The sequence below is a fragment of the Psychrobacter sp. CCUG 69069 genome, from assembly GCF_021023115.1.
GTDB classification, from domain to species: Bacteria; Pseudomonadota; Gammaproteobacteria; order Pseudomonadales; family Moraxellaceae; genus Psychrobacter; species Psychrobacter namhaensis.
This window is the reverse complement of sequence record NZ_QQAI01000014.1, coordinates 22,727-43,070: the sequence shown is the minus strand read 5'-3', so window position 1 is coordinate 43,070 and position 20,344 is coordinate 22,727. Positions and strand designations below refer to the sequence as shown.

Annotated in this window: 17 protein-coding genes; 9 read left to right on the top strand and 8 right to left on the bottom strand. The window is 44.5% G+C overall.

The window, feature by feature from the left end; genetic code table 11:
* The first annotated feature begins 193 nt into the window (after positions 1-193).
* The 3 genes from apbC (at position 194) to dcd (ending at position 3,479) form a co-directional block, all read left to right on the top strand.
* The gene (gene apbC, locus DVY93_RS09700) at positions 194-1,426 is read left to right on the top strand and encodes an iron-sulfur cluster carrier protein ApbC (RefSeq protein ID WP_230710543.1); all 1,233 of its coding nucleotides are present in this window, start codon (positions 194-196) and stop codon (positions 1,424-1,426) included.
* A 208-nt stretch (positions 1,427-1,634) separates the two neighbouring features.
* Positions 1,635-2,771: a DUF2804 domain-containing protein gene (locus tag DVY93_RS09695; RefSeq protein WP_330165966.1), complete on the top strand. Its 1,137-nt coding sequence runs from the start codon at positions 1,635-1,637 to the stop codon at positions 2,769-2,771.
* Between the two features lie 132 nt (positions 2,772-2,903).
* On the top strand, positions 2,904-3,479 hold the full coding sequence (gene dcd / locus DVY93_RS09690; protein WP_149489812.1) for a dCTP deaminase: 576 nt from the start codon (positions 2,904-2,906) through the stop codon (positions 3,477-3,479).
* A 90-nt stretch (positions 3,480-3,569) separates the two neighbouring features.
* Here dcd and DVY93_RS09685 read toward each other — a convergent pair whose 3' ends face one another.
* The 6 genes from DVY93_RS09685 to DVY93_RS09660 form a co-directional block, all read right to left on the bottom strand.
* The gene (locus DVY93_RS09685; protein WP_198334135.1) at positions 3,570-4,004 is read right to left on the bottom strand and encodes a ClpXP protease specificity-enhancing factor; all 435 of its coding nucleotides are present in this window, start codon (positions 4,002-4,004) and stop codon (positions 3,570-3,572) included.
* A gap of 140 nt (positions 4,005-4,144) precedes the next feature.
* Positions 4,145-4,759, bottom strand: coding sequence for a glutathione S-transferase N-terminal domain-containing protein (locus DVY93_RS09680; protein ID WP_193006660.1), 615 nt, complete (start codon positions 4,757-4,759; stop codon positions 4,145-4,147).
* A 196-nt stretch (positions 4,760-4,955) separates the two neighbouring features.
* Complete coding sequence (locus tag DVY93_RS09675; protein ID WP_193006661.1) at positions 4,956-5,672, bottom strand: cytochrome c1; 717 nt, start codon at positions 5,670-5,672, stop codon at positions 4,956-4,958.
* Positions 5,672-6,877 (bottom strand): cytochrome b, encoded by a 1,206-nt coding sequence (locus DVY93_RS09670; RefSeq protein ID WP_193006695.1) that lies wholly within the window; start codon positions 6,875-6,877, stop codon positions 5,672-5,674. Before DVY93_RS09670 ends, DVY93_RS09675 begins: the two co-directional genes overlap by 1 nt.
* A 22-nt stretch (positions 6,878-6,899) precedes the next feature.
* Positions 6,900-7,484: a ubiquinol-cytochrome c reductase iron-sulfur subunit gene (petA, locus tag DVY93_RS09665; RefSeq protein WP_198334134.1), complete on the bottom strand. Its 585-nt coding sequence runs from the start codon at positions 7,482-7,484 to the stop codon at positions 6,900-6,902.
* Between the two features lie 490 nt (positions 7,485-7,974).
* Positions 7,975-9,915, bottom strand: a complete 1,941-nt coding sequence (locus tag DVY93_RS09660) for an ATP-binding cassette domain-containing protein (protein WP_230710542.1) — start codon at positions 9,913-9,915, stop codon at positions 7,975-7,977.
* A 236-nt stretch (positions 9,916-10,151) separates the two neighbouring features.
* On the opposite strand from DVY93_RS09660, the gene DVY93_RS09655 reads away from it, so the two are divergent.
* From DVY93_RS09655 to DVY93_RS09645, 3 genes are all read left to right on the top strand, one after another.
* Positions 10,152-10,412 (top strand): SlyX family protein, encoded by a 261-nt coding sequence (locus DVY93_RS09655; protein WP_193006664.1) that lies wholly within the window; start codon positions 10,152-10,154, stop codon positions 10,410-10,412.
* A gap of 220 nt (positions 10,413-10,632) precedes the next feature.
* Entirely contained in the window at positions 10,633-11,853 is a 1,221-nt protein-coding gene (locus tag DVY93_RS09650; protein ID WP_230710541.1) for an OmpP1/FadL family transporter, read from the top strand.
* Between the two features lie 351 nt (positions 11,854-12,204).
* Positions 12,205-13,533 (top strand): OmpP1/FadL family transporter, encoded by a 1,329-nt coding sequence (locus DVY93_RS09645; protein WP_230710539.1) that lies wholly within the window; start codon positions 12,205-12,207, stop codon positions 13,531-13,533.
* Between the two features lie 481 nt (positions 13,534-14,014).
* Here the strand turns inward: DVY93_RS09645 and putP are convergent, their stop codons facing one another.
* Both putP and DVY93_RS09635 read right to left on the bottom strand, forming a co-directional pair.
* A complete protein-coding gene (gene putP / locus DVY93_RS09640) occupies positions 14,015-15,523 on the bottom strand; it encodes a sodium/proline symporter PutP (RefSeq protein ID WP_230710537.1) in 1,509 nt (502 codons plus the stop codon).
* Between the two features lie 482 nt (positions 15,524-16,005).
* Entirely contained in the window at positions 16,006-16,878 is an 873-nt protein-coding gene (locus DVY93_RS09635) for a LysR family transcriptional regulator (RefSeq protein WP_193006668.1), read from the bottom strand.
* Positions 16,879-17,294: 416 nt separating this feature from the next.
* Between DVY93_RS09635 and leuC the strand changes: the two genes are divergently transcribed.
* The 3 genes from leuC (at position 17,295) to DVY93_RS09620 (ending at position 20,263) form a co-directional block, all read left to right on the top strand.
* The gene (leuC, locus tag DVY93_RS09630; protein ID WP_230710535.1) at positions 17,295-18,713 is read left to right on the top strand and encodes a 3-isopropylmalate dehydratase large subunit; all 1,419 of its coding nucleotides are present in this window, start codon (positions 17,295-17,297) and stop codon (positions 18,711-18,713) included.
* A gap of 72 nt (positions 18,714-18,785) precedes the next feature.
* Complete coding sequence (leuD, locus tag DVY93_RS09625; protein WP_193006670.1) at positions 18,786-19,436, top strand: 3-isopropylmalate dehydratase small subunit; 651 nt, start codon at positions 18,786-18,788, stop codon at positions 19,434-19,436.
* A 140-nt stretch (positions 19,437-19,576) separates the two neighbouring features.
* A complete protein-coding gene (locus DVY93_RS09620; protein ID WP_193006671.1) occupies positions 19,577-20,263 on the top strand; it encodes a hypothetical protein in 687 nt (228 codons plus the stop codon).
* Positions 20,264-20,344: the final 81 nt, after the last annotated feature.

The window sequence follows — 20,344 nt, the reverse complement described above, 5'->3', positions numbered from 1 at the left end:
CTATGAGGAGTACAAAACCACACGCTCAATTCTACTGGCGTTGTGGTTTTTTTATGCCTGTAATTGAGCTACACTGTCACGATAAAAGGTTTGGACAAAAGGCTTATCGGCTATATTATTGACCTTATCTGCTACGGTATTGATCGATTCGCCTTACCATACCAATCCACTTATATAGGTAGTAACGGTAGCTATGTTTAACTTTATGAAGAAAAAACCCAATTCAGCGTCTGAAACGCCGCAACAGCGGGCTGAACGTGACAGTGCGGTCGATAAGGTGCTGCTTGGCTATGAAGTAGGTACCCTCAGTATCGCAACCATGGTCACTGGCCTTGAGCGGGATGGAGACCAGCTGACGCTAGATTTGCGCTTGCCACAAGGTAGCAATCCTGAAACCATTCAACAAGAGCTTGGTCAGCTTCTGCATCCGCACGGTATCAAAACCATCCATATGAATGTGCGTTTACCTGCCCCAGAGAAAGGCGCCGGCTCAACCTTACCAAAGCCAATGCCCAAAACGACTAATGCCATGGAAGCTCAGCCTAAACCATCATCAGGCGCTGATAATCATTCTAATGATACCAATGCCGAGCCGCCAATCACCAAAGCCGCACCGACACAAGCATCATTAGCAGCGCATCCCCGTATTCGTCATATCATCGTGGTGGCGTCCGGCAAAGGCGGCGTTGGTAAGTCAACCACGACAGTCAATATTGCGTTGGCGTTACAAAAGCTTGGCAACCGTGTTGGCGTATTGGATGCCGACATTTATGGGCCGAGTATGCCGACAATGCTAGGCGTAGACAACGTCAAGCCTGAGCTAGAAAATGAGCAGTTTGTTCCTGTGAATGCTCATGGCATGGCGATGTTGTCGATTGGTAGCCTGCTCGATGGCGATAACACGCCGGTTGCGTGGCGCGGTCCTAAAGCGACGGGCGCCTTGATGCAACTGTATAATCAAACCAACTGGCCGCAGCTAGACTATTTGGTCATTGATATGCCACCAGGGACAGGTGATATTCAACTGACCTTAGCACAGCGAATTCCCGTCACTGGAGCCGTCATTGTCACAACACCGCAGCATGTGGCGTTACTCGATGCGCAAAAAGGTATCGAGATGTTTAATAAAACCAATATTCCGGTGCTTGGTGTAGTTGAAAATATGGCGCTGCATACTTGTAGCAACTGCAATCATACCGAAGCGATTTTTGGCACGGGCGGCGGGGAGCGCATCGCTGAGCAATATCATGTGCCGTTATTAGGGCAACTGCCGTTAGCAAGCGGTATACGTGCGCAAGTAGATAAAGGGGAGCCAAGCGTATTGGCTGATGATGAGTTTGCCACTTATTATTTGGACATTGCTAAAAATATCGAAACCAACATTGATAAATTCGCTAAGCCTGTCGATGATAAACGCATTTTTTGATAGTTGAGAAAACTGTTTATAGGGGATGCTTTTATACTAAGATGCTTATCTAAAAAGAGTGCTATGACTTTGTCTGGTTATTAAAGATAGTATTTGCAAAGCGTTCCCATAGACACCCGCTATACAGACGAGAAGAAAAGTAGTACTTACCACCGTGTACTGTCAAGGACAGATAGTGCGTTTAGGAAAATTTGGCTAGGATGCCGCAATGATGAACCAACACTACAGTGAGCAAACCGCGAAGGACAGTAAACCCGCTGTGCTCGAGCAACTTATCCAAAACGGCCAACCGGTTTTTGGCGTTTTCTCCCACGTTAAAAACATCAATTATCTCGATTATCACAGCCATCTTATCTCACAAAAGTCGCTACCCACTTGGCGTAAAGCGTTAAAAGCCAATCAGTTTTGTTTTATCCAGATTATCGAACCCCCTTATCGAATCTGCTTAGCGCTTGCGACTATTAAGCTTGCGACCAGTGCTTTTGTCTATATTTATAACGAGGATGCTGAGCAACTAGAGGTGTGTGAAGCGCTACAGCCGTTGACTCTCCAGACACAGCTAGAAGGGGATTGTTATCAAGGGCGAATGGCATTTACTCATGCCAAACTGTCGATGACGTTGAGTTTTACACCTTCGCAAGTCAGCGTTTTATTAGACAGTCACTGTATTGGCGTAAAGGCCACGCTTGTGCGACAAGCGCAGCCTTTAGTTGTATGTACACCAACTGGCAGGCGCGGCTGGACTTTCACGCAAAAGGAGCCACTGACAGCGATGTCTGGCCACTTATTCATTAAAGCGCATTCAAAATTTGCTGTTGAGGCGCAAGCCCAGCATATAGATTTTACGGCTAGTAGTGTCGCCAACCTAGATTGGACGCTTGGTTATATGCGCCACGAGACCAATTGGTTTTGGGCATGTATCAATCATTATTTGGCTGATGGTCGACATTTTGTACTGAACCTAGCGATGGGGGTAAATGAGACGGGCGCGAGTGAAAATGCCTGTTGGCTTGATGGGCAGATATCCTACTTACCGCCTGTTATGTTTGTTCGTGACGAGTGTGAACCATCAGTAGGCCAGCAAGCTGCGTCGGCCCAAACGACAGAGACTAGTGCCCCAAAACCTTGGCGGATATATCATCAAAACTTGGGTTGGAGCACGGTACATATTGACTTAACCTTTACGCCCATCAGGGCCTATAAAAAGACCGATAACTTCGGCGTGGTTGCCAGTATTTTTGAGCAGTGGATTGGGTTTTATAGTGGTGAGATACATCTAGGAGAAAAAGTGATTACGCTTGATAAAGTGATTGGGCTGGCGGAAGACCATTTTGCCAAATGGTGATTCATCAAAGATGGCTTACTCACAGTAGTAAGCACTTAAATAGCCGCTTTGATTTAAAGTGGACGCTCCACTATAAATTAAGCCATCAATTCCGTATAATCGTCGCTATTCAATATTTGCTAAGGAACAAAAATGTCTATCAAATCTGACCGCTGGATTCGTAAAATGGCTGAAGAGCACGGCATGATTGAGCCATATGAGCCGGGTCAAGTACGTTTTAATGATGCAGGCGAGCGTTTGGTGAGCTATGGTACCTCAAGCTATGGTTATGACGTACGCTGCGCACCTGAATTTAAAGTTTTTACCAATGTGCATTCAGTCGTCGTTGATCCTAAAAACTTCGATGAAAAAAGTTTTATCGATATCGTCGGTGATGAGTGTATTATTCCACCAAACTCATTTGCATTAGCACGTACGATGGAGTATTTCCGTATTCCACGTGATGTATTGACCATCTGCCTTGGCAAGTCCACTTATGCGCGCTGCGGTATCATTGTCAACGTCACACCGCTTGAGCCTGAATGGGAAGGGCACGTTACTTTAGAGTTTAGTAATACCACCAATCTGCCAGCGCGTATTTATGCTGGTGAAGGGGTGGCGCAAATGCTGTTTTTCCAAAGTGATGCGGATGATGTGTGTGAAACTAGCTATAAAGATCGCGGCGGTAAATACCAAGGTCAACGCGGCGTGACACTACCTAGAACTTAGTAACAGTTTTGACAGTCCAGTTCAGCTAAAACAACAGTAAAAAAGCCAGTCATACATGTGATATGACTGGCTTTTTTTACGACTCAATTTTTATTTTAACACTTTTAAACCCGCTTTATTATCGCGCTTAGGTTTAGACGTCGTATTGGTTTTCTTAGGAGCCGTGATCGAATCGTCTTCAGGCTGATAGTGATCATACTCTTTTGGATCAAAGAACATCCCTTGTGAGTTTTCTTTGGCGTAGATACCCATCACCGCAGTGAGTGGTACCCAAATCTCTTGTGAGACCCCACCAAAGCGGGCACTAAAATGTATATAGTCGTTTTCCATACTCATGTTGCCCGTTGCACGACTGGCAATATTGAGAACGATGCGTCCATCTTGTACGTGTTCCGTTGGAATCTGGACATTCTCAGCAGTGGCATCAACCATCAGATATGGCGTGAGCGCATTGTCTTCTATCCATTGATATAACGCGCGTACCATATAAGGGCGGGTTGGGGTAATAGACGTGGTTTCGCTCATCTGATGCTTTCCTATACGAATGGTTTTTAATGATTAAAAGATATTTGTTCAGCAGTCTACCGAACGATCAGGGTAAAGGGGTGACATTTGCCCTCTATTTATTTGTATCTATTTTAAGGCAGCGAGTCATACTTGTCTAATTAACGCACGCTTTTTTGGAAGCTTGCACGCTCAAAGACACGTGTTTGATAGTCAAACAGTGGGCGACTAATCGCGCGCGGTAATTCGATGCCCATTTCTTCTAACCGCCATAAGAGGGGCGCTAATAGCACGTCACACCAGCCAAATTCGTCAGCCATAAAGTAAGGCTTGTGAGCAAATAGGGGCGATAAGGTAATCAAAGAGTCGCTCAGCTGCTTTTTAGCGACTGCTGCTTGGCTTTTATTAAAGCTGTCTGGATGCATGAGTAGACGCTTACCAAGGGCTAGCCAATCGTGCTGAATGCGCCAAGCCAACTGTCGAAACTGCGCCCGCTCTTGCGGGGTATCGGGCAGTAACTTATTTGTGTGGTAGCGCTCCTCAAGATACTCAAAAATCACGTTGATTTCATAGAGCGCAATTTCACGCTGCTGTAACACAGGTAGCGTGTGATAAGGGTTTAGCTCAGTCAAATCTTCAGGACGCTCAGAGTGTAAGCGTGACAAATAGTAAGCGAGCTTTTTTTCTTCAAGTAACAGGCGCACCACATGACTGTCGTAGCCATCATCAGCGTATAAAATTAGCTGACTACTTGGAATGTCATTCGCATCAATCATGAAAGCCTAATGGTAATAGTGAAGACTGTCATCGTAAACAAAGTCGCCTTGTTTATCAAGGTAACGTACGTAAACATTGCTTGTGAGGACCTTATTTGTCTGGTTTTTAGCACTTGCTTTGATGTCAAAGCACAAAAAAAGCACTACCGAAGTAGTGCTTAATATTGTATGGCTATTTTACGTTCTAAACACGTCGTTATTTGACATCTTTCCAGAATTCTTTGTTCAATAAGTACACTGGAATCAGCAGTACTAATAAGAATAAGATCACAAAGAAACCGATTACTTGACGGTCATGACGCGCAGGCTCTGCCATCCATGCCATAAAGTTGACCAAGTCACCCACTTCAGACTCAAACTCTTCTGCACTCAATTCTTCTTGCATGTTATGCAAGACATGAGGCATGGCAGCATTTGCTAGCACCAAGTTGTTAGAGCCCCAAGGACGGCTTGGGTCTTCATAAAACGACAGTAGGTAGGTGTATACCCAGTCATCACCGCGTAGTCTTGTTTCAAGTGACAAATCTGGCGGTGCCGCGCCAAACCAAGCGGCTTGGACATCAGGATCAATCTCAGCTGTGATATGGTCACCGATTTGATCGGTGGTGACCATCAGATATTTTTCAACCAATTCAGGCGGTATGTCCAAATCTTTGGCAATGCGCGAATGACGAACGTACTGTGCTGAGTGACAACCCGCACAGTAGTTCATAAAGATTTTTGCGCCGTTTTGTAGTGAGCCCTTATTGGTAAAATCAATAGGAGCAGTACTACAAGCCAAATGTTCTTCTACGCCCTCAGCATTAGTGAACGTACCACATCCGCCACCGCCAGCTGCCAGTGCAGTCCCAGCAGTCAACGTTAATGCCGCGCCTAAGCCTAGACCAGCTAGGGATTTAATTAGCGTGTTCATTAGTGACCTCCGGTAACGCGTTCTGGTGGCTGTTTACACTTCTCGATGGCAGTGTAGAACGGCATCAGTAAGAAGAACAAGAAATATAGAATGGTAAATACACGTGCCATGATAGTGGCAGTTGGTGTGGCAGGTGTCGCACCCAAGTATCCCAACACAACAAAGCTAATAGCAAAGACAGTCAGCGCGATCTTAGACAAGATGCCTTTGTAGCGAATAGAGCGGACAGGCGATCTATCAAGCCATGGAATCAAGAACAACACAGCAATGGCTGCGCCCATCGCGATAACACCACCAAGCTTATCAGGAACCGCACGTAAGATGGCATAGAATGGCGTGTAGTACCATACTGGGGCAATATGCGCTGGTGTTTTTAGTGAGTTCGCTGTCTCAAAGTTTGGTGGCTCAAGGAAGAAGCCGCCGCCTTCGGGGAAGAAGAACACCACTGCAAAGAAGCAGATAAAGAATACGACGATACCAACCATGTCATGCACAGTATAGTACGGATGGAATTCAATACCATCTAATGGCACACCATTTTTGTCTTTTAGCTTCTTGATGTCGATACCATCTGGGTTGTTTGAACCCACATGATGCAACGCCACAATGTGCATAAATACCAAGCCCACAAGGACTAATGGAATCGCAACAACGTGCAGCGCAAAGAAGCGGTTTAGGGTAATACCTGAGATGATATAGTCACCACGTACCCACTCAGCAAGGCCGTCACCGATTACGGGTAGAGCAGCAGGAAGGTTAAGAATAACCTGTGCACCCCAAAATGACATGTTGCCCCAAGGAAGTAGATAACCAAAGAAACCTTCAGCCATAAGTGCTAGGTAGATACCCATACCGATGAGCCAAATTAGCTCACGAGGTTTTTGGTATGAACCGTACAGCAGTGCTCTAAACATGTGTAGATACACCACGACGAAGAACGCAGATGCGCCAGTCGAGTGCATATAACGGATGAGCCAGCCACCTTTTACGTCACGCATGATATATTCAACAGACGCAAATGCCCCTTCGGCACTTGGGTTGTACATCATCGTCAGCCATATACCGGTCACCAACTGGTTGACCAATACAATCATTGACAATACGCCAAAGAAGTACCAAAAGTTAAAGTTCTTTGGTGCATAGTACTTTGACATGTGGTATTCATAGGTTTCGGTCGCTGGGAAACGTGCGTCCACCCAATGCATTAACTTTTTACCCATACTCATATTAAGCCTCCCCAACCGTTAAGATGGTACCATCCATGCTATATTGTGGAATAGGTAAGTTAAGCGGTGCAGGAACGCCACTATAAACACGACCTGCTAAGTCATACTTAGAACCGTGACATGGGCAGAAAAACCCGCCATACCAGTCATTACCACCTAGATCAGCTGCGCCAACATCAGGACGGTAGTTTGGTGCGCAGCCCAAATGTGTACACACGCCTTCGACCACCAACACGGTTGGTTCTAAAGAGCGCGTAGGATTGGTACAGTATTCAGGTTGCACTGAGGCACTAGAATCAGGATCAGACAGTAGCGGCCTAACTGCATCAAGAGTGTCCAGCATATCATCGGTACGTTTAACCACATAAATGGGTTTACCGCGGTATTTGACAACAATCATCTGTCCGGCTTCGATAGCACCAATATCTTGGGTTACTGCAGCCCCTGCAGCCTCAGCTTTAGCGCTTGGGTACCAAGAACGGACAAAAGGGGTTGCCACAGCAGCTACCCCAGCTGCACCAATCGCGGCAGTTGAGGCAATAAGAACTCTACGGCGTTGTACATTAACGCCTTCGGCTTGGCTCATTAATACTTCCTCCAGGTGAATGAAATGGGATTATCCCACACTGGGTTTGTGGCTTAGAAAATATACAATATCAAGCCACTTTGGCTGTGCCTAATTTTGCTAATTGTTGCTATTCTAAGCTATTTCGGTGATAAAATAAATTATTGCGTTAAAAATAAAGCAACCTTTATAGGCCATATTATAAGGTTGAACACGGTAACCACAGCAAAACAGCTTGATTATCAATGTTTAACATCCGTTTTTTTGTTGAGGATTGTAAACGCGATGACCTTATAATTAATAAGGATATTTAGCAATAGCGAATGATACTTGAAATTAAGGCAATGTTCACTAACTTTCAGTACCTAACTACTTTGTAATCCTCTATAAACCAATAATCACCCCTCTATACGATAGAGTGGTGATTATTGGCTGTCTTTCACGGCTTACTTAAAAAAATGAGAAACGAGCATTGAATACTGATATAAAGACAATAGTTTAGTTGTTGCTACTAACCCTCAAGCGTACTCCAACGCTCAAGTTTACTCATCATCTCTTCTTCAATAACCAATAAACGCTCGCTAGCAGCAGTGGCGGCATCAACGTCTTTGTTGAACCATGAGCCATCGGCCAGCTTTTCTTCTAGCTGCTTTTGTTCCGTTTCTAGTGCTGCAATCTCTTTGGGTAAGTTATCGAGTTCGCGTTGCTCATTATAATTGAGTTTTTTGGCTGCTTTTGCAGGTTTGGCTGTTGTTGATTTATGAGCCGTCTTGTTGCTTGTGGCGTTGTTAGCAGGCGCTTTGGCAGCGCGGGCGGCCTCTTCACGGTTTTTTTGCACCAGATACTCTTGGTAGCCGCCGACATACTCTTTCACAATACCTTTGCCGTCGTCATCTTGGTCAAACACCCAAGTAGAGGTAACCACGTTGTCCATAAAGGAGCGGTCATGACTGATGAGCAATATCGTGCCGTTAAAGCTGCTGACAGATTCTTCTAATAACTCAAGGGTGGCCATATCCAAATCGTTGGTCGGCTCATCTAGTACCAGAATGTTCGCAGGTTTTAGTAACTGCTTGGCAAGCAGTACGCGGTTACGCTCACCACCTGATAAGGCCTTGACCGGTGTGCGTGCCCGCTCTGGTGCAAACAGAAAGTCTTGCAAGTAACTCATGATATGGGTCTTGCGGCCACCGACTTCGACAAAGTCTGAGCCTTCTGAGACGTTTTGAGCCACACTGGCTTCAAGATCTAACTGGTCACGTAGCTGGTCAAAGAACGCAATTTGCAAATTGGTACCAAGCTCAACCTTGCCTGTTTTGGTCACTTCAGCATCAGACATATCGAGTAGGGCTTTGATCAATGTGGTTTTACCAGCACCGTTTGGCCCCACAATACCAATCTTGTCACCGCGCATAATCGTGGTGCTAAAGTTGTCAACCAAGACGTTGCCATCGTATTCAAGATGCAGGTTTTTAACTTTACAAACCAGCTTACCGCTTTTTTCGCCTTCACCCATGGTGATATTGACATTACCCACTTGCTCACGGCGACCACTACGCTCTTCGCGCAAGGCTTTTAGTTCACGGACGCGGCCTTCATTACGGGTGCGGCGTGCTTTGATACCTTGGCGAATCCATACTTCTTCTTGCGCCAATTTTTTATCGAAGTTGGCGTTATTTTTTTCTTCTGCCAGTAGTTGCTGCTCTTTTAGCTCTTGATAACGCGCGTACCCTTTGGCGCCTTGAGTGACGTCATAACTGGTCAATTGACCACGGTCGAGCTCTACGATACGGGTGGCCAGCTTATTCACAAACGCTCTATCATGGGTAACAAATAACAGCGTCAATCCTTGCCAGTCAAGTAAGAAGCGCTCTAGCCATTCGATACTCTCGACGTCCAAATGGTTGGTTGGCTCATCTAACAGTAGTACATCAGGTTTAGTGACCAAGGATCTGGCGAGTAGTACACGGCGCTTACGACCACCCGATAAAGAGGACAGATCGTCTTCTGGATCAAGTCCCATTGTCGTAATCAGGCGCCTAGCGTCACGCTCTAGATCCCAGCCATGCACCGCATCAATATCATGCTGTAGCGTTGCCATGTGCTCACAGGCATCCATGTCGCCATTGGCACAAAGATCAACTTGTTTATTATAGTTGATCAGCAAGTCAGCCGTCCGGCGACTGCCGCCCATAACGATGTCTAAGATGCGTCCGCTGGTTTCAGGAACGTCTTGTTCTAGCATCGCGACACGCATGCTGCTGTTAGTAATGATCTCGCCACTGTCAGGCTGCAATGAGCCGTTAATCAGTTTAAATAAGGTGGATTTGCCTTCGCCGTTGCGGCCGATTAAGCACACACGCTCACCTGCATTGATAGCAAAATCAATACCATCAAGAACAGGTGCGACGCCAAAGGCTAAGTGAATGTCTTTTAAATGTATCAGTGCCATAGAGTATCTTAAGCTTATATAATAGAGAGATAGGGGTTGTTGCAAAATTGCCAGCAGTATAACATGCCACCACACAACAGTAGTGAACGTAAATGGTTTTATAAGCACTATTTATCGCTTCTATAATTAGCCGCTGCTTTAGGGCTATCATCGTAGATGTATTACTACTATTTATGGGTTACCCATCTATATCATAAAACCTTGCTAGCCCTGTATTTACTAATGTAGAGAAGAATATGAATCAATCTAACGCTCAAAACGACGCTTCGACTGGACAACATGACTTACAAACACAACACGTTATTGATCTACAAATGAGCATGGCACACCTTGAGCTGACAGTAGAGCGACTCGATGAGGTGATTGCGCGACAAGACAAAGACATTCAGACGCTACAACGACAGTTGCAGCTTATCTATAAGCAAGTTGAAAGCCAAGACACCGAAGGAGGGATTGCTCCATTTGATGTCATGGCCGATAGACCCCCTCACTACTAATGACTAAAAACGCCATTAGCCTAAGTTCTAGGTAAAAAAACTATATTTTTATTGTTAAATGAATGCACTATCTGATGACTGTTTGGTCATAATAAGGAAATAATGTATTTTTGCAGTTGTTTTACCGTTCGAAAAACTTTAATATCCTCCACCTCGGATACTGCTTACCCATAAAAATTGGGTAAAACAGTAAAACAATGCGGATGTTTGGAGATATATAATGCGCGCCACTTTTCATTTAAAAACTCTCACAGTAGCTGTTGCTGCTCTTTCTGTTGCTAGCGTTGCTAGTGCTGCTGGTCTGGATCGTTCTGGTCAAGATATCACCGCATTCTTACAAGATGGCACCTATGCCGAAGCTGTCTATACTTATATCGATGCCGATGTAAGTGGTAAAGACTCGTCAGACAATAAAATTGATGATATAGCTGAGTCATATGATTTTTTCCGTTATGGCGTAAAAGCAGATATCAACGAAACTTTTAGCGTTGGTGTCTTATATGATGAGCCTTTTGGTGCAGCGGCTGACTATACTGGCGACATTGGCGACAATAATTTTATAGATGCAAATGGTGAAGGTACTAACGTAGAAGTACGTACTGAGAGCATTACCGGCATCCTCGGTGCCAAACTTGGTGAAAATAAGAGCTTCCAAGTATACGGCGGTCCAGTTGCTCAACGTGTAAAAGCTGATGTAAAGCTACGTGGTACTGCTTATGAAGCTGCTAATGGTTACACTACCCACATCAGCGCGGATCAAGATTACGGTTGGTTAACAGGTGTTGCTTATAGCAAACCTGAGATTGCCCTAAAAGCAGCATTAACCTATCGTTCTGAGATTGAGCACAAGGCTCCAGCAGCTGAGGTGTATCCTTTTGTTGATTCTGGTCTTATACCGGCTCCTGTCGTGTCTGCATTAGGGCTTTCAGTAGAGAGAAGTAGTACTATTGAAATCACTACCCCTGAGTCAGTAAACTTTGATTTCCAGACTGGCATTAATCCTACGACTTTAGCAACGGCAAAAGTACGCTGGGTACCATGGAGCGACTTTGCGATCGTACCATCACTGTACAATGATGTTAGTAAGTTGTCGACAGGAGATGACGAAGGCTTGTCACTGGTCAGCTATGATAAAGACCAGTGGCAAGTTGAGCTAGGATTGGCCAAACGCTTATCACCAGCGCTAGCAGTAACAGGTAACGTCGGTTGGGATAGCGGTGCGGGCAATCCAGTGACTTCATTAGGTCCTATTGAAGGCTATTACAGTGCTGGCCTTGGTGCAAAATACAGTGTGACCGAAAATTGGGCAGTCTCTGCGGGTGGTAAATACTTATGGTTCGGTGATGCCAAAGGTCAAATCCCGACCAAAAAAGTAGTCAGCAACTTTGAAGACAATGATGGTTTCGTACTGGGTATGAAGCTTTCTTATCAAGCGCAGTAATAGGTAAACCAGCTATGCTGTTGAGCCTATAGCTTAACAGCGTTGAAAAGCGACCCTTAAGGGGTCGCTTTTTTATTGATTAAATTATACAAATCGTTATTTGGCTTTTGTATTAGATATAGCGAGATAGATCAGTCAAGTTATAAAAGAAAAAACCAGTATCTTGTTTACATATTATGTGTACTGTTCAGTCATATTTGGGAAATAAAGTGCTTTAATTGTTGTTTTAGTGTCAAAAAGGCATTAGTATTCAACTTAGGGAACGACTTTGATAGTCTCAATGCTAAGCATAGCAATGCTACGTATTAATTATTAGAGTAGTAATACAACAAGGACCGTTGGAGATACACAATGCGCACTACCTTTCACTTAAAAACCCTTGCAGTGGCAATTGCCGCTCTTTCTTTTGCTAGCGTAACCAACGCTGCTGGTCTCGATCGTTCTGGTCAGGATGTCACGGCTTTTTTCCAAGATGGTACCTATGCGGAAGCTGTCTATACCTATATCGATGCTGATGTAAGCGGTTACGATAGTTCTAATAATAATCCGGGGGTTAATACCTATGAACGTGGTAATAAAACGGGTGATATTGCTGAAGCGTATGACTTTTTCCGTTATGGTGTAAAAACCGACATCAACGATACTTTTAGTATTGGTATCTTATATGATGAACCTTTCGGCGCTGCTGCTGAGTACAAGGGTGATAATAATTTCGTTGCAAATGAAAATCCAGCGGATTCATTAGGTGAGTTTGCTGACGATCAAGTACCTAGTGGAATGTTGGGTGGAGCAATAGTAGGTGCGGAAGCAGGCACTGCAGGTGAAAGCACTAATGTCGAAGTCCGTAGCCAAAGTCTAACCGGAATTCTCGGCGTAAAATTTGGTGCCGATAAAAACTTCCAAATTTACGGCGGACCAGTTGCACAGCGTATTCAGTCTGAAACAAAACTGCGTGGATTAGCTTACGGTCCGGCTACTGGTTATACTTCGAATAGTAACCCTGATATGGATTACGGTTATATCGCAGGTATCGCTTATAGCAAGCCTGAGATTGCATTAAAAGCGGCTTTGACCTATCGTTCAGAAATAGATCATAGCATGGATATATTTGAACGTTATCCTTTAGCCCCAACTATTGGGGCAATTGGTACACCACCCCGTGCTCTTCCAGCAACTCAGGACAGCACGATTGATATTACTACGCCAAAGTCAGTCAATTTTGATTTCCAAACAGGCATCAACCCAACTACACTGGCCACAGCAAAAGTTCGTTGGGTACCATGGAGTGACTTTGTTATCACCCCCCCATTATATAATGAGGTTAGCCAAGGGAGCTATGGTCCTGACGGTTTAAACTTGGTTGAGTATGAAGATGATCAGTGGCAGGTGGAGTTGGGCCTAGCCAAGCGTGTCGCACCAGCACTTGCTATCAGTGGTACTGTTGGTTGGGATAGTGGTGCCGGTGATCCAACCACATCACTAGGACCTATCGATGGCTACTACAGTGTTGGTCTTGGTGCCAAATATAATGTCACTGAAAACTGGGCAGTATCCGCTGGTGGTAAATATTTGTGGTTCGGTGATGCTAAAGGGCAGCTACCTAGTGGAAAAATCGTTGGTGATTTCCAAGACAATGATGGCTATGTCGCTGGTTTGAAGCTGTCTTATCAAGCGAAATAATCTCTTTATATAGCTGTTAGATAATAAAAAAGCGACCTATAATAGGTCGCTTTTTTAATGGGATTCTAGTGCCGTAGTTACGATAAAAAACTTTATATCAAAGACAGTAACTCAATATTTTTATAGCGTGTACCTTTATATGGAACCGCTAGAGTTTGTCACTTTGCAGTTTAAAGCTTCTCTCTGTACCTAACTCTTTCACTTAGTTCTTTGAGTGGCAGGTTACGTATTCGCGTATGTGAAATTAAAGATAATTGTTGATAAAACAAGGAAGTAATAGAGCCGCGGTTAAGCATTAAGTAAGGGAGTCTTATCTAGTTCTACAGATACATGGAGGTTATGAATGAATGTTGAGGTACGGAGTAAGAGTCGTTTGAGCTTATCACTTATCAAGTTTGCATAGATACAGTAAGTAACCTGCCATAAAAAACCTCGCCAACAATGACGAGGTTTTTTTATAGCGATAAGATAGGGTATCAACTTACTTGTTTAGGTTTAGCTCCATCTCTTTGTACTTAGCAGATACTGAAGGTTTTGGACCGCCAGTCATGATACTAACTGCAAAGATAGCAATGGTACTTAAGATAAAGCCTGGAACGATAGCGTATAACCAGCTATTAAGTGCCATACCATTCATCTCGAAAGGACCATAGATCCATAGGATAACAGTCAATGCACCAACGACCATACCGGCAACTGCGCCATTACGGTTCATACGGCGCCATGTGAGACTGAAAATCACCAACGGTCCGAAAGCTGCACCAAATCCTGCCCAAGCGTTAGACACCAAGTTCAGTACTGAGCTGTCTGGATTAGAAGCCAATAAAATAGCAACGAGTGCAACGAGTGCAACGATGATAACGGATATACGACCGACCAGTACTTGACGAGCTTCTGGTGCGTCTTTATCAAAGAATAACTTATAAACATCTTTGGTTAGAGAGCTTGATACTACCAACAGCTGCGATGAGATGGTACTCATAATGGCTGCTAAAATTGCCGCTAATAAGAAACCTGAAACCAATGGATGGAATAAGAATTGAGTAAAGACTAAAAAGATGGTCTCAGGATCATCTAGCGTCATGGCGGTTTTTTGTACATAGGCGCGACCAGCAAAACCAGTCATCAATGCACCAATCAGACTCACGATCATCCAGCTCATACCAATGTTACGTGCAGTAGGAACGTCTCTTACTGAGCGAATCGCCATAAAGCGCACGATAATATGCGGCTGACCAAAGTACCCTAGACCCCATGCCATTAATGAGACAATACCAAGAATACTCATACCACTAGTGATATTGAGCAAGCTTGGATCAATGTTTCTAACAGCTTCCGAAGTGGCTGAAACTCCGCCAAGATCCGTAAAGGCGACCACAGGTACGATTACCATGGCAAACAGCATGATAATACCCTGTACAAAGTCAGTCATTGATACGGCTAGGAAACCACCGAAGAGCGTATAAGCAACGACGACACCAGCAGTAACCCAAAGGCCAGTACTATAAGATAGGTTGAGCGAGCTTTCAAAGAGTTTACCACCACCTACTAAGCTTGCTGCCGTGTAGACGGTAAAGAATAGAATGATAACCACAGCAGAGATAACGCGCAGCATGTGCGATTTATCTTCGAAGCGGTTGGCGAAGTAATCAGGTAAAGTGATGGCGTTGTCAGCGACTTCGGTATAAACGCGAAGACGAGGGGCCACGATGATATAGTTTAAAAACGCACCAAGTGTCAAACCAAGCGCGATCCACACACTAACCACACCATCAGCATACATGTAACCCGGTAGGCCAAGCAGTAACCAACCGGACATATCTGATGCACCAGCCGAAAGGGCGGTGACAGCTGGGCCTAAATTACGCCCTCCTAACATGTAGCCTTCAGTATCATTGGCTTGCTTAAAGTACGCGTAAATGCCAATCCCAATCATCACTAAAAAATAGGCGCCAAGTGATATCAGCACGCCACTAGAAACTCCGTTCATATAATTGTCCTTAACCAACATCGTTGGCTGTAATTATTTTTAACTATAAAGATTAAGTTTTATCAGACGATGTCCCAAACAATATCTAAAGACGAAAAAAGCCATTAAGTAGGACATAATGGCTTGTTTCAGTATTTGCTGTTAGTTTTATATGATTGATGCTGTTCTAGGGCTAATATGAATAAGCAGGGGTGAGAAGCAACCGGAATCTCGCATTCCGTCTGTGCATTTTTATTGCTCGCATCTGCTAGTGATATCTCAATATAAGCCGCCTATATAACCAATCATTTAAAACCATTAAACCTACTGTCAACCATCATATCTTACTCGAAGTGTTCAATATATGACTATCAGTACTCTTATGGTAAAAATTTGTTATAAAAACAACGTCAGCCGTATTATAACGTATGACTGTCACAAATGCGAATGGCGTACTTTTCTGTTTGAGTAGCAGGCCCGCACGCCAAACGTCGCATTAGTTCCTATTCAATGGGGGCGAGTAAATCTAGTAACGCGGTCACACTGCTAGATTGAGTCAGCTTTGGATTGATGACCACACCTAGATAGCGCTGCAACTCAATGTTATCCGCCATGTCAATACGTTCTAAATCCTGACTGATCATTGTCTGGGGCAACACCGACCAACCAAGCCCGACAGACACCAACATGCGAATCGACTCAAGTGGATTGGTGCTCATGGTGGCATAAGGCTTGAGATTATGCTTAGCGAATTCGGCCAACGTAATCTGACTGGTAAAGGTGTTGGCAGATGGCAAAATAGCAGGGTAACGTGCCAATTGTTCTAAGGTCACATTGGACTTGGTTGCCAACGGTGACAGCGTACCCGTCATAAAGTAGAGCGGATCTGACCATAGCGTATGATAGGTCAAACGCTTATCGTAAACAGGGGGCAGAGTAACAAAAGCCAATGATAAATCCCCGTCCAATACCGCTTTGTGTGCCTTTTCTGAATCGACAAAATGCACTTCTAACTGCACGGCAGGATAAGTTTGAATAAAATGCTTAAGCACAGGCGCTAAATGGTGCAAACCAATGTGATGACTGGTGCCGATGACTAATTTACCAGAGACAATATGTTGAGAGTGTTGTAGGTTGATTTTGAAATTTTCATAATCTTCTAACCAGCGCTTGGCATGGGGAAGCATTTCACTGGCAGCTTGGGTGGGCACAATCCCGCGACCTACCGTGTCAAACAAAGTAATGTTAAACTCATCTTCTAGATTTTTGATGCGCTTACTGACCGCAGGCTGTGTGATAAACAGCTTTTCTGCAGCGCCTGAAATACTGCCTGTGTGCATGACAGTAACGAATGTCGTTAAGTTTGTGGTGTTCAAACGGATGTCCTTAGCTACTTAGCGAGCTATAAATAAAAGTTGGCTAACCTAATCACAATGTATTAGAAATAAAAGTTTGTATCTGGTTAAAAATCATCAATTATTATTATAGGATTAGCCTGCTATAATCACAAGACATCAGGGCGTATTGTGACATATTTATTCTATTATCTTGATAATTTGCCGTATAAAGCGCGTTCTGATAGCCCAATGTAGTAATAAATGTAAAATGACAGGTAAGCGATGTGTCTGTTTTAAAATTACTGTTACGCTAAAAAAGCCGCTACTCTCAAATAGCAGTTTACATAAAGTGGATCTAAAAGCAGCGCTAAATAGACATACATTTAAATAAGACGCTCGTTTACTAGTCAGCAAACGAAAAATTCAGTCGTCAGCAACTCATAAAGGATAGCAACATGGCCGGTCAAACGTTATATGACAAACTTTGGAACGCTCACGAAGTCACCAAACGTGATGATGGTTCGAGCCTGATTTATATTGATCGCCATCTGTTGCACGAAGTGACGAGTCCGCAAGCGTTTGAAGGTCTAGAGCTGGCTAATAGAGCGCCATGGCGTTTGTCTGCCAATATCGCAAGCCCCGATCATAACGTACCAACGGTGACCAAAGAGCGTCTAGAAGGCGTACCTGGTATTAAAGATAAAGTGTCACGCTTGCAAGTGGTCACACTCGATGATAACTGTACCAAGTTTGACATTGCAGAATTTACCATCAACGATGCGCGTCAAGGTATCTTGCACGTTGTTGGTCCTGAGCAAGGCTTAGTGTTACCAGGTATGACGGTCGTTTGTGGGGATTCGCACACGGCGACCCATGGCGCACTTGGCTGTTTGGCACATGGTATTGGCACATCAGAGGTTGAGCACGTTTTGGCAACGCAGTGCTTGATTCAAAAGAAATCGAAAAACATGCAAATCCGTGTCACTGGTAAGCTTGGCGCTGGTGTGACACCAAAAGATGTGGTGCTCGCTATCATTGCAAAAATTGGTACGGCTGGCGGGACAGGGCATGCTATTGAGTTTGCAGGACAAGTGTTTGAAGACATGAGTATGGAGGGTCGCATGACCGTCTGTAACATGGCGATCGAAGCGGGTGCTCGCGTGGGTATGGTGGCCGTTGATGACACCACCATTGATTATGTCAAAGGTCGTCCTTATGCACCAAACGAATCACAGTGGCAGCAAGCGGAGGCGTATTGGCGCACACTCTATTCAGATGATGATGCGGTGTTTGATACGGTGGTCGAGATTGATGGTAGTGAGATAGCGCCGCAAGTCTCTTGGGGTACATCGCCTGAAATGGTCGTGGATGTCACGCAGTCGGTTCCCACACCTGATCAAGCAGCTGATGAAGCGCAAGAAGAGGGCTGGTTGCGTGCTTATACGTATATGGGATTAGAAGCCGGTCAGAAAATTACCGACATTCAGCTTGATCGTATATTTATTGGGTCGTGCACCAACTCTCGTATTGAGGATTTGCGTGATGCGGCAGCCGTGATCAAAGGCCGTAAAGTTGCTGATAATGTCAAAGAAGCGATTGTCGTTGCTGGGTCTGGACAGGTGAAGCTACAAGCCGAAGCTGAAGGCCTAGACACTTTATTTATTGAGGCAGGGTTTGAGTGGCGTGAGCCTGGTTGCTCGATGTGTCTGGCAATGAATGCTGATAAGCTTGAGCCACAAGAGCACTGTGCCTCCACTTCTAACCGTAACTTTGAAGGTCGTCAAGGCAATGGCGGACGTACACATTTAGTGAGTCCCGCGATGGCCGCCGCCGCCGCGTTGGCTGGTCACTTTGTTGATGTAAGAACATTTTAAGACTGGGGATTGGTCGCTAGTAATGACCAGTAATCACCTCTCATCAATAAAAAATAATGGACAGGACATTTTATGCAAGCTTATAACACTCAAACGGGGATCGTTTGCCCACTTGATCGCGCAAACGTCGATACCGATCAAATTATTGCAAAACAGTTTTTGAAATCTATTAAACGTACAGGCTTTGGCGTAAATCTGTTTGATGACTGGCGTTATCTCGATGAAGGATATCCAGGTCAAGACAATAGCACACGCATTATCAATCCAGACTTTGTCTTAAATCAGCCGCGTTACCAAGGGGCGAGCATCTTACTGGCACGCCGAAACTTTGGCTGTGGCTCTAGTCGTGAACATGCCCCTTGGGCACTCTCAGAGTATGGCTTTCGTACGGTCATTGCGCCAAGCTTTGCTGATATTTTTTATAACAATTGCTTCAAAAACGGTATGCTTCCAGTTGTATTGGATGAGGCTACTGTCGATATCTTAATGAAAGCCACGGTTGCCAATGAAGGTTATGAGCTTACCGCAGATCTTGAGCGTCAAGTGGTCATTACCCCAACGGGTGAAGAGTACGCGTTTGAAGTGGATGCTTTTCGCAAACATTGCCTATTAAATGGACTGGATGATATTGGCTTAACCTTGCAGCAAAGCGATGCTATTAAAAACTATGAGCATAAGATGATGCAAAAAACCCCGTGGATATTTAACGAAGTACGCGCATAAGTAGTAAATCGATAAGCTATTGCTCAGAAAACTGCTGAACAGCGGCAATGCAGCGTTGAGTTATGAGGGTGAACTGGCTAAAATGAAGGATAGTTTTCTACAATATTTTATCATTTCTCTTATGAAGAGTAGCCACCACTATGAATAAAAAACGTTATGCTCTATGGACAGGTACAATTTTTGCTACGAGCTTGTTATTGTCAGGCTGTCAGCTATTAACTGGCTATCAGAAAATAGATGAGGCAGAAAGTGCTAAGAAGTGGGCAGGTAAAATCCATCCTATTGCTGGTGAAGTGAATATTGCCTGTGTGGGTACTTATCACTGTGAAATTGTACAGATAGATAAAACGCTTGTTATTGCCCCAGACACTCATGAACCGGTCAATTCGAGGATGCTGGTCAATGTACCAAGTGTCTATGCGGCCAAAAATACGGTAAAAGTACCAGCGAATATGAAAGTGGCTCCACTCGCCAATAAAAGTGCCATCAAAATAGTTCCATTAGCCGCGTCTGGGATGCCAGGCCTGACCAACTACTACGCGCGGGTCATGCCGGCAAAGCGTGAAGTCCACGTTAATTTCTATCCAGAAAACAACATCGGTTATGTTGAGCGTTTTGCGATGATTCATGACTTTGTTGAGGCGGGCACCTATCAGTTACGCGCTTATCAAAAAAAATCTAGCGAGCGTTCTGGGAGTTTGCTAGAAACCGCCTCACCTGAGCCTCTCTGTATTGAGCTGCTGCAAGGTAGTAAAGTACAGCGCCGCTTCTGTAAGCAATTGGATACTGAGCATCAAGGTGAGTTTGTGGAAACCAGCATGATTTAGGCAGTGCCAGTCGTGTCTTATGTAAAAAAGCCAAAACAAAATAAACAGCGCATTAGAGTATCAAACTTATTCGTACCCTTT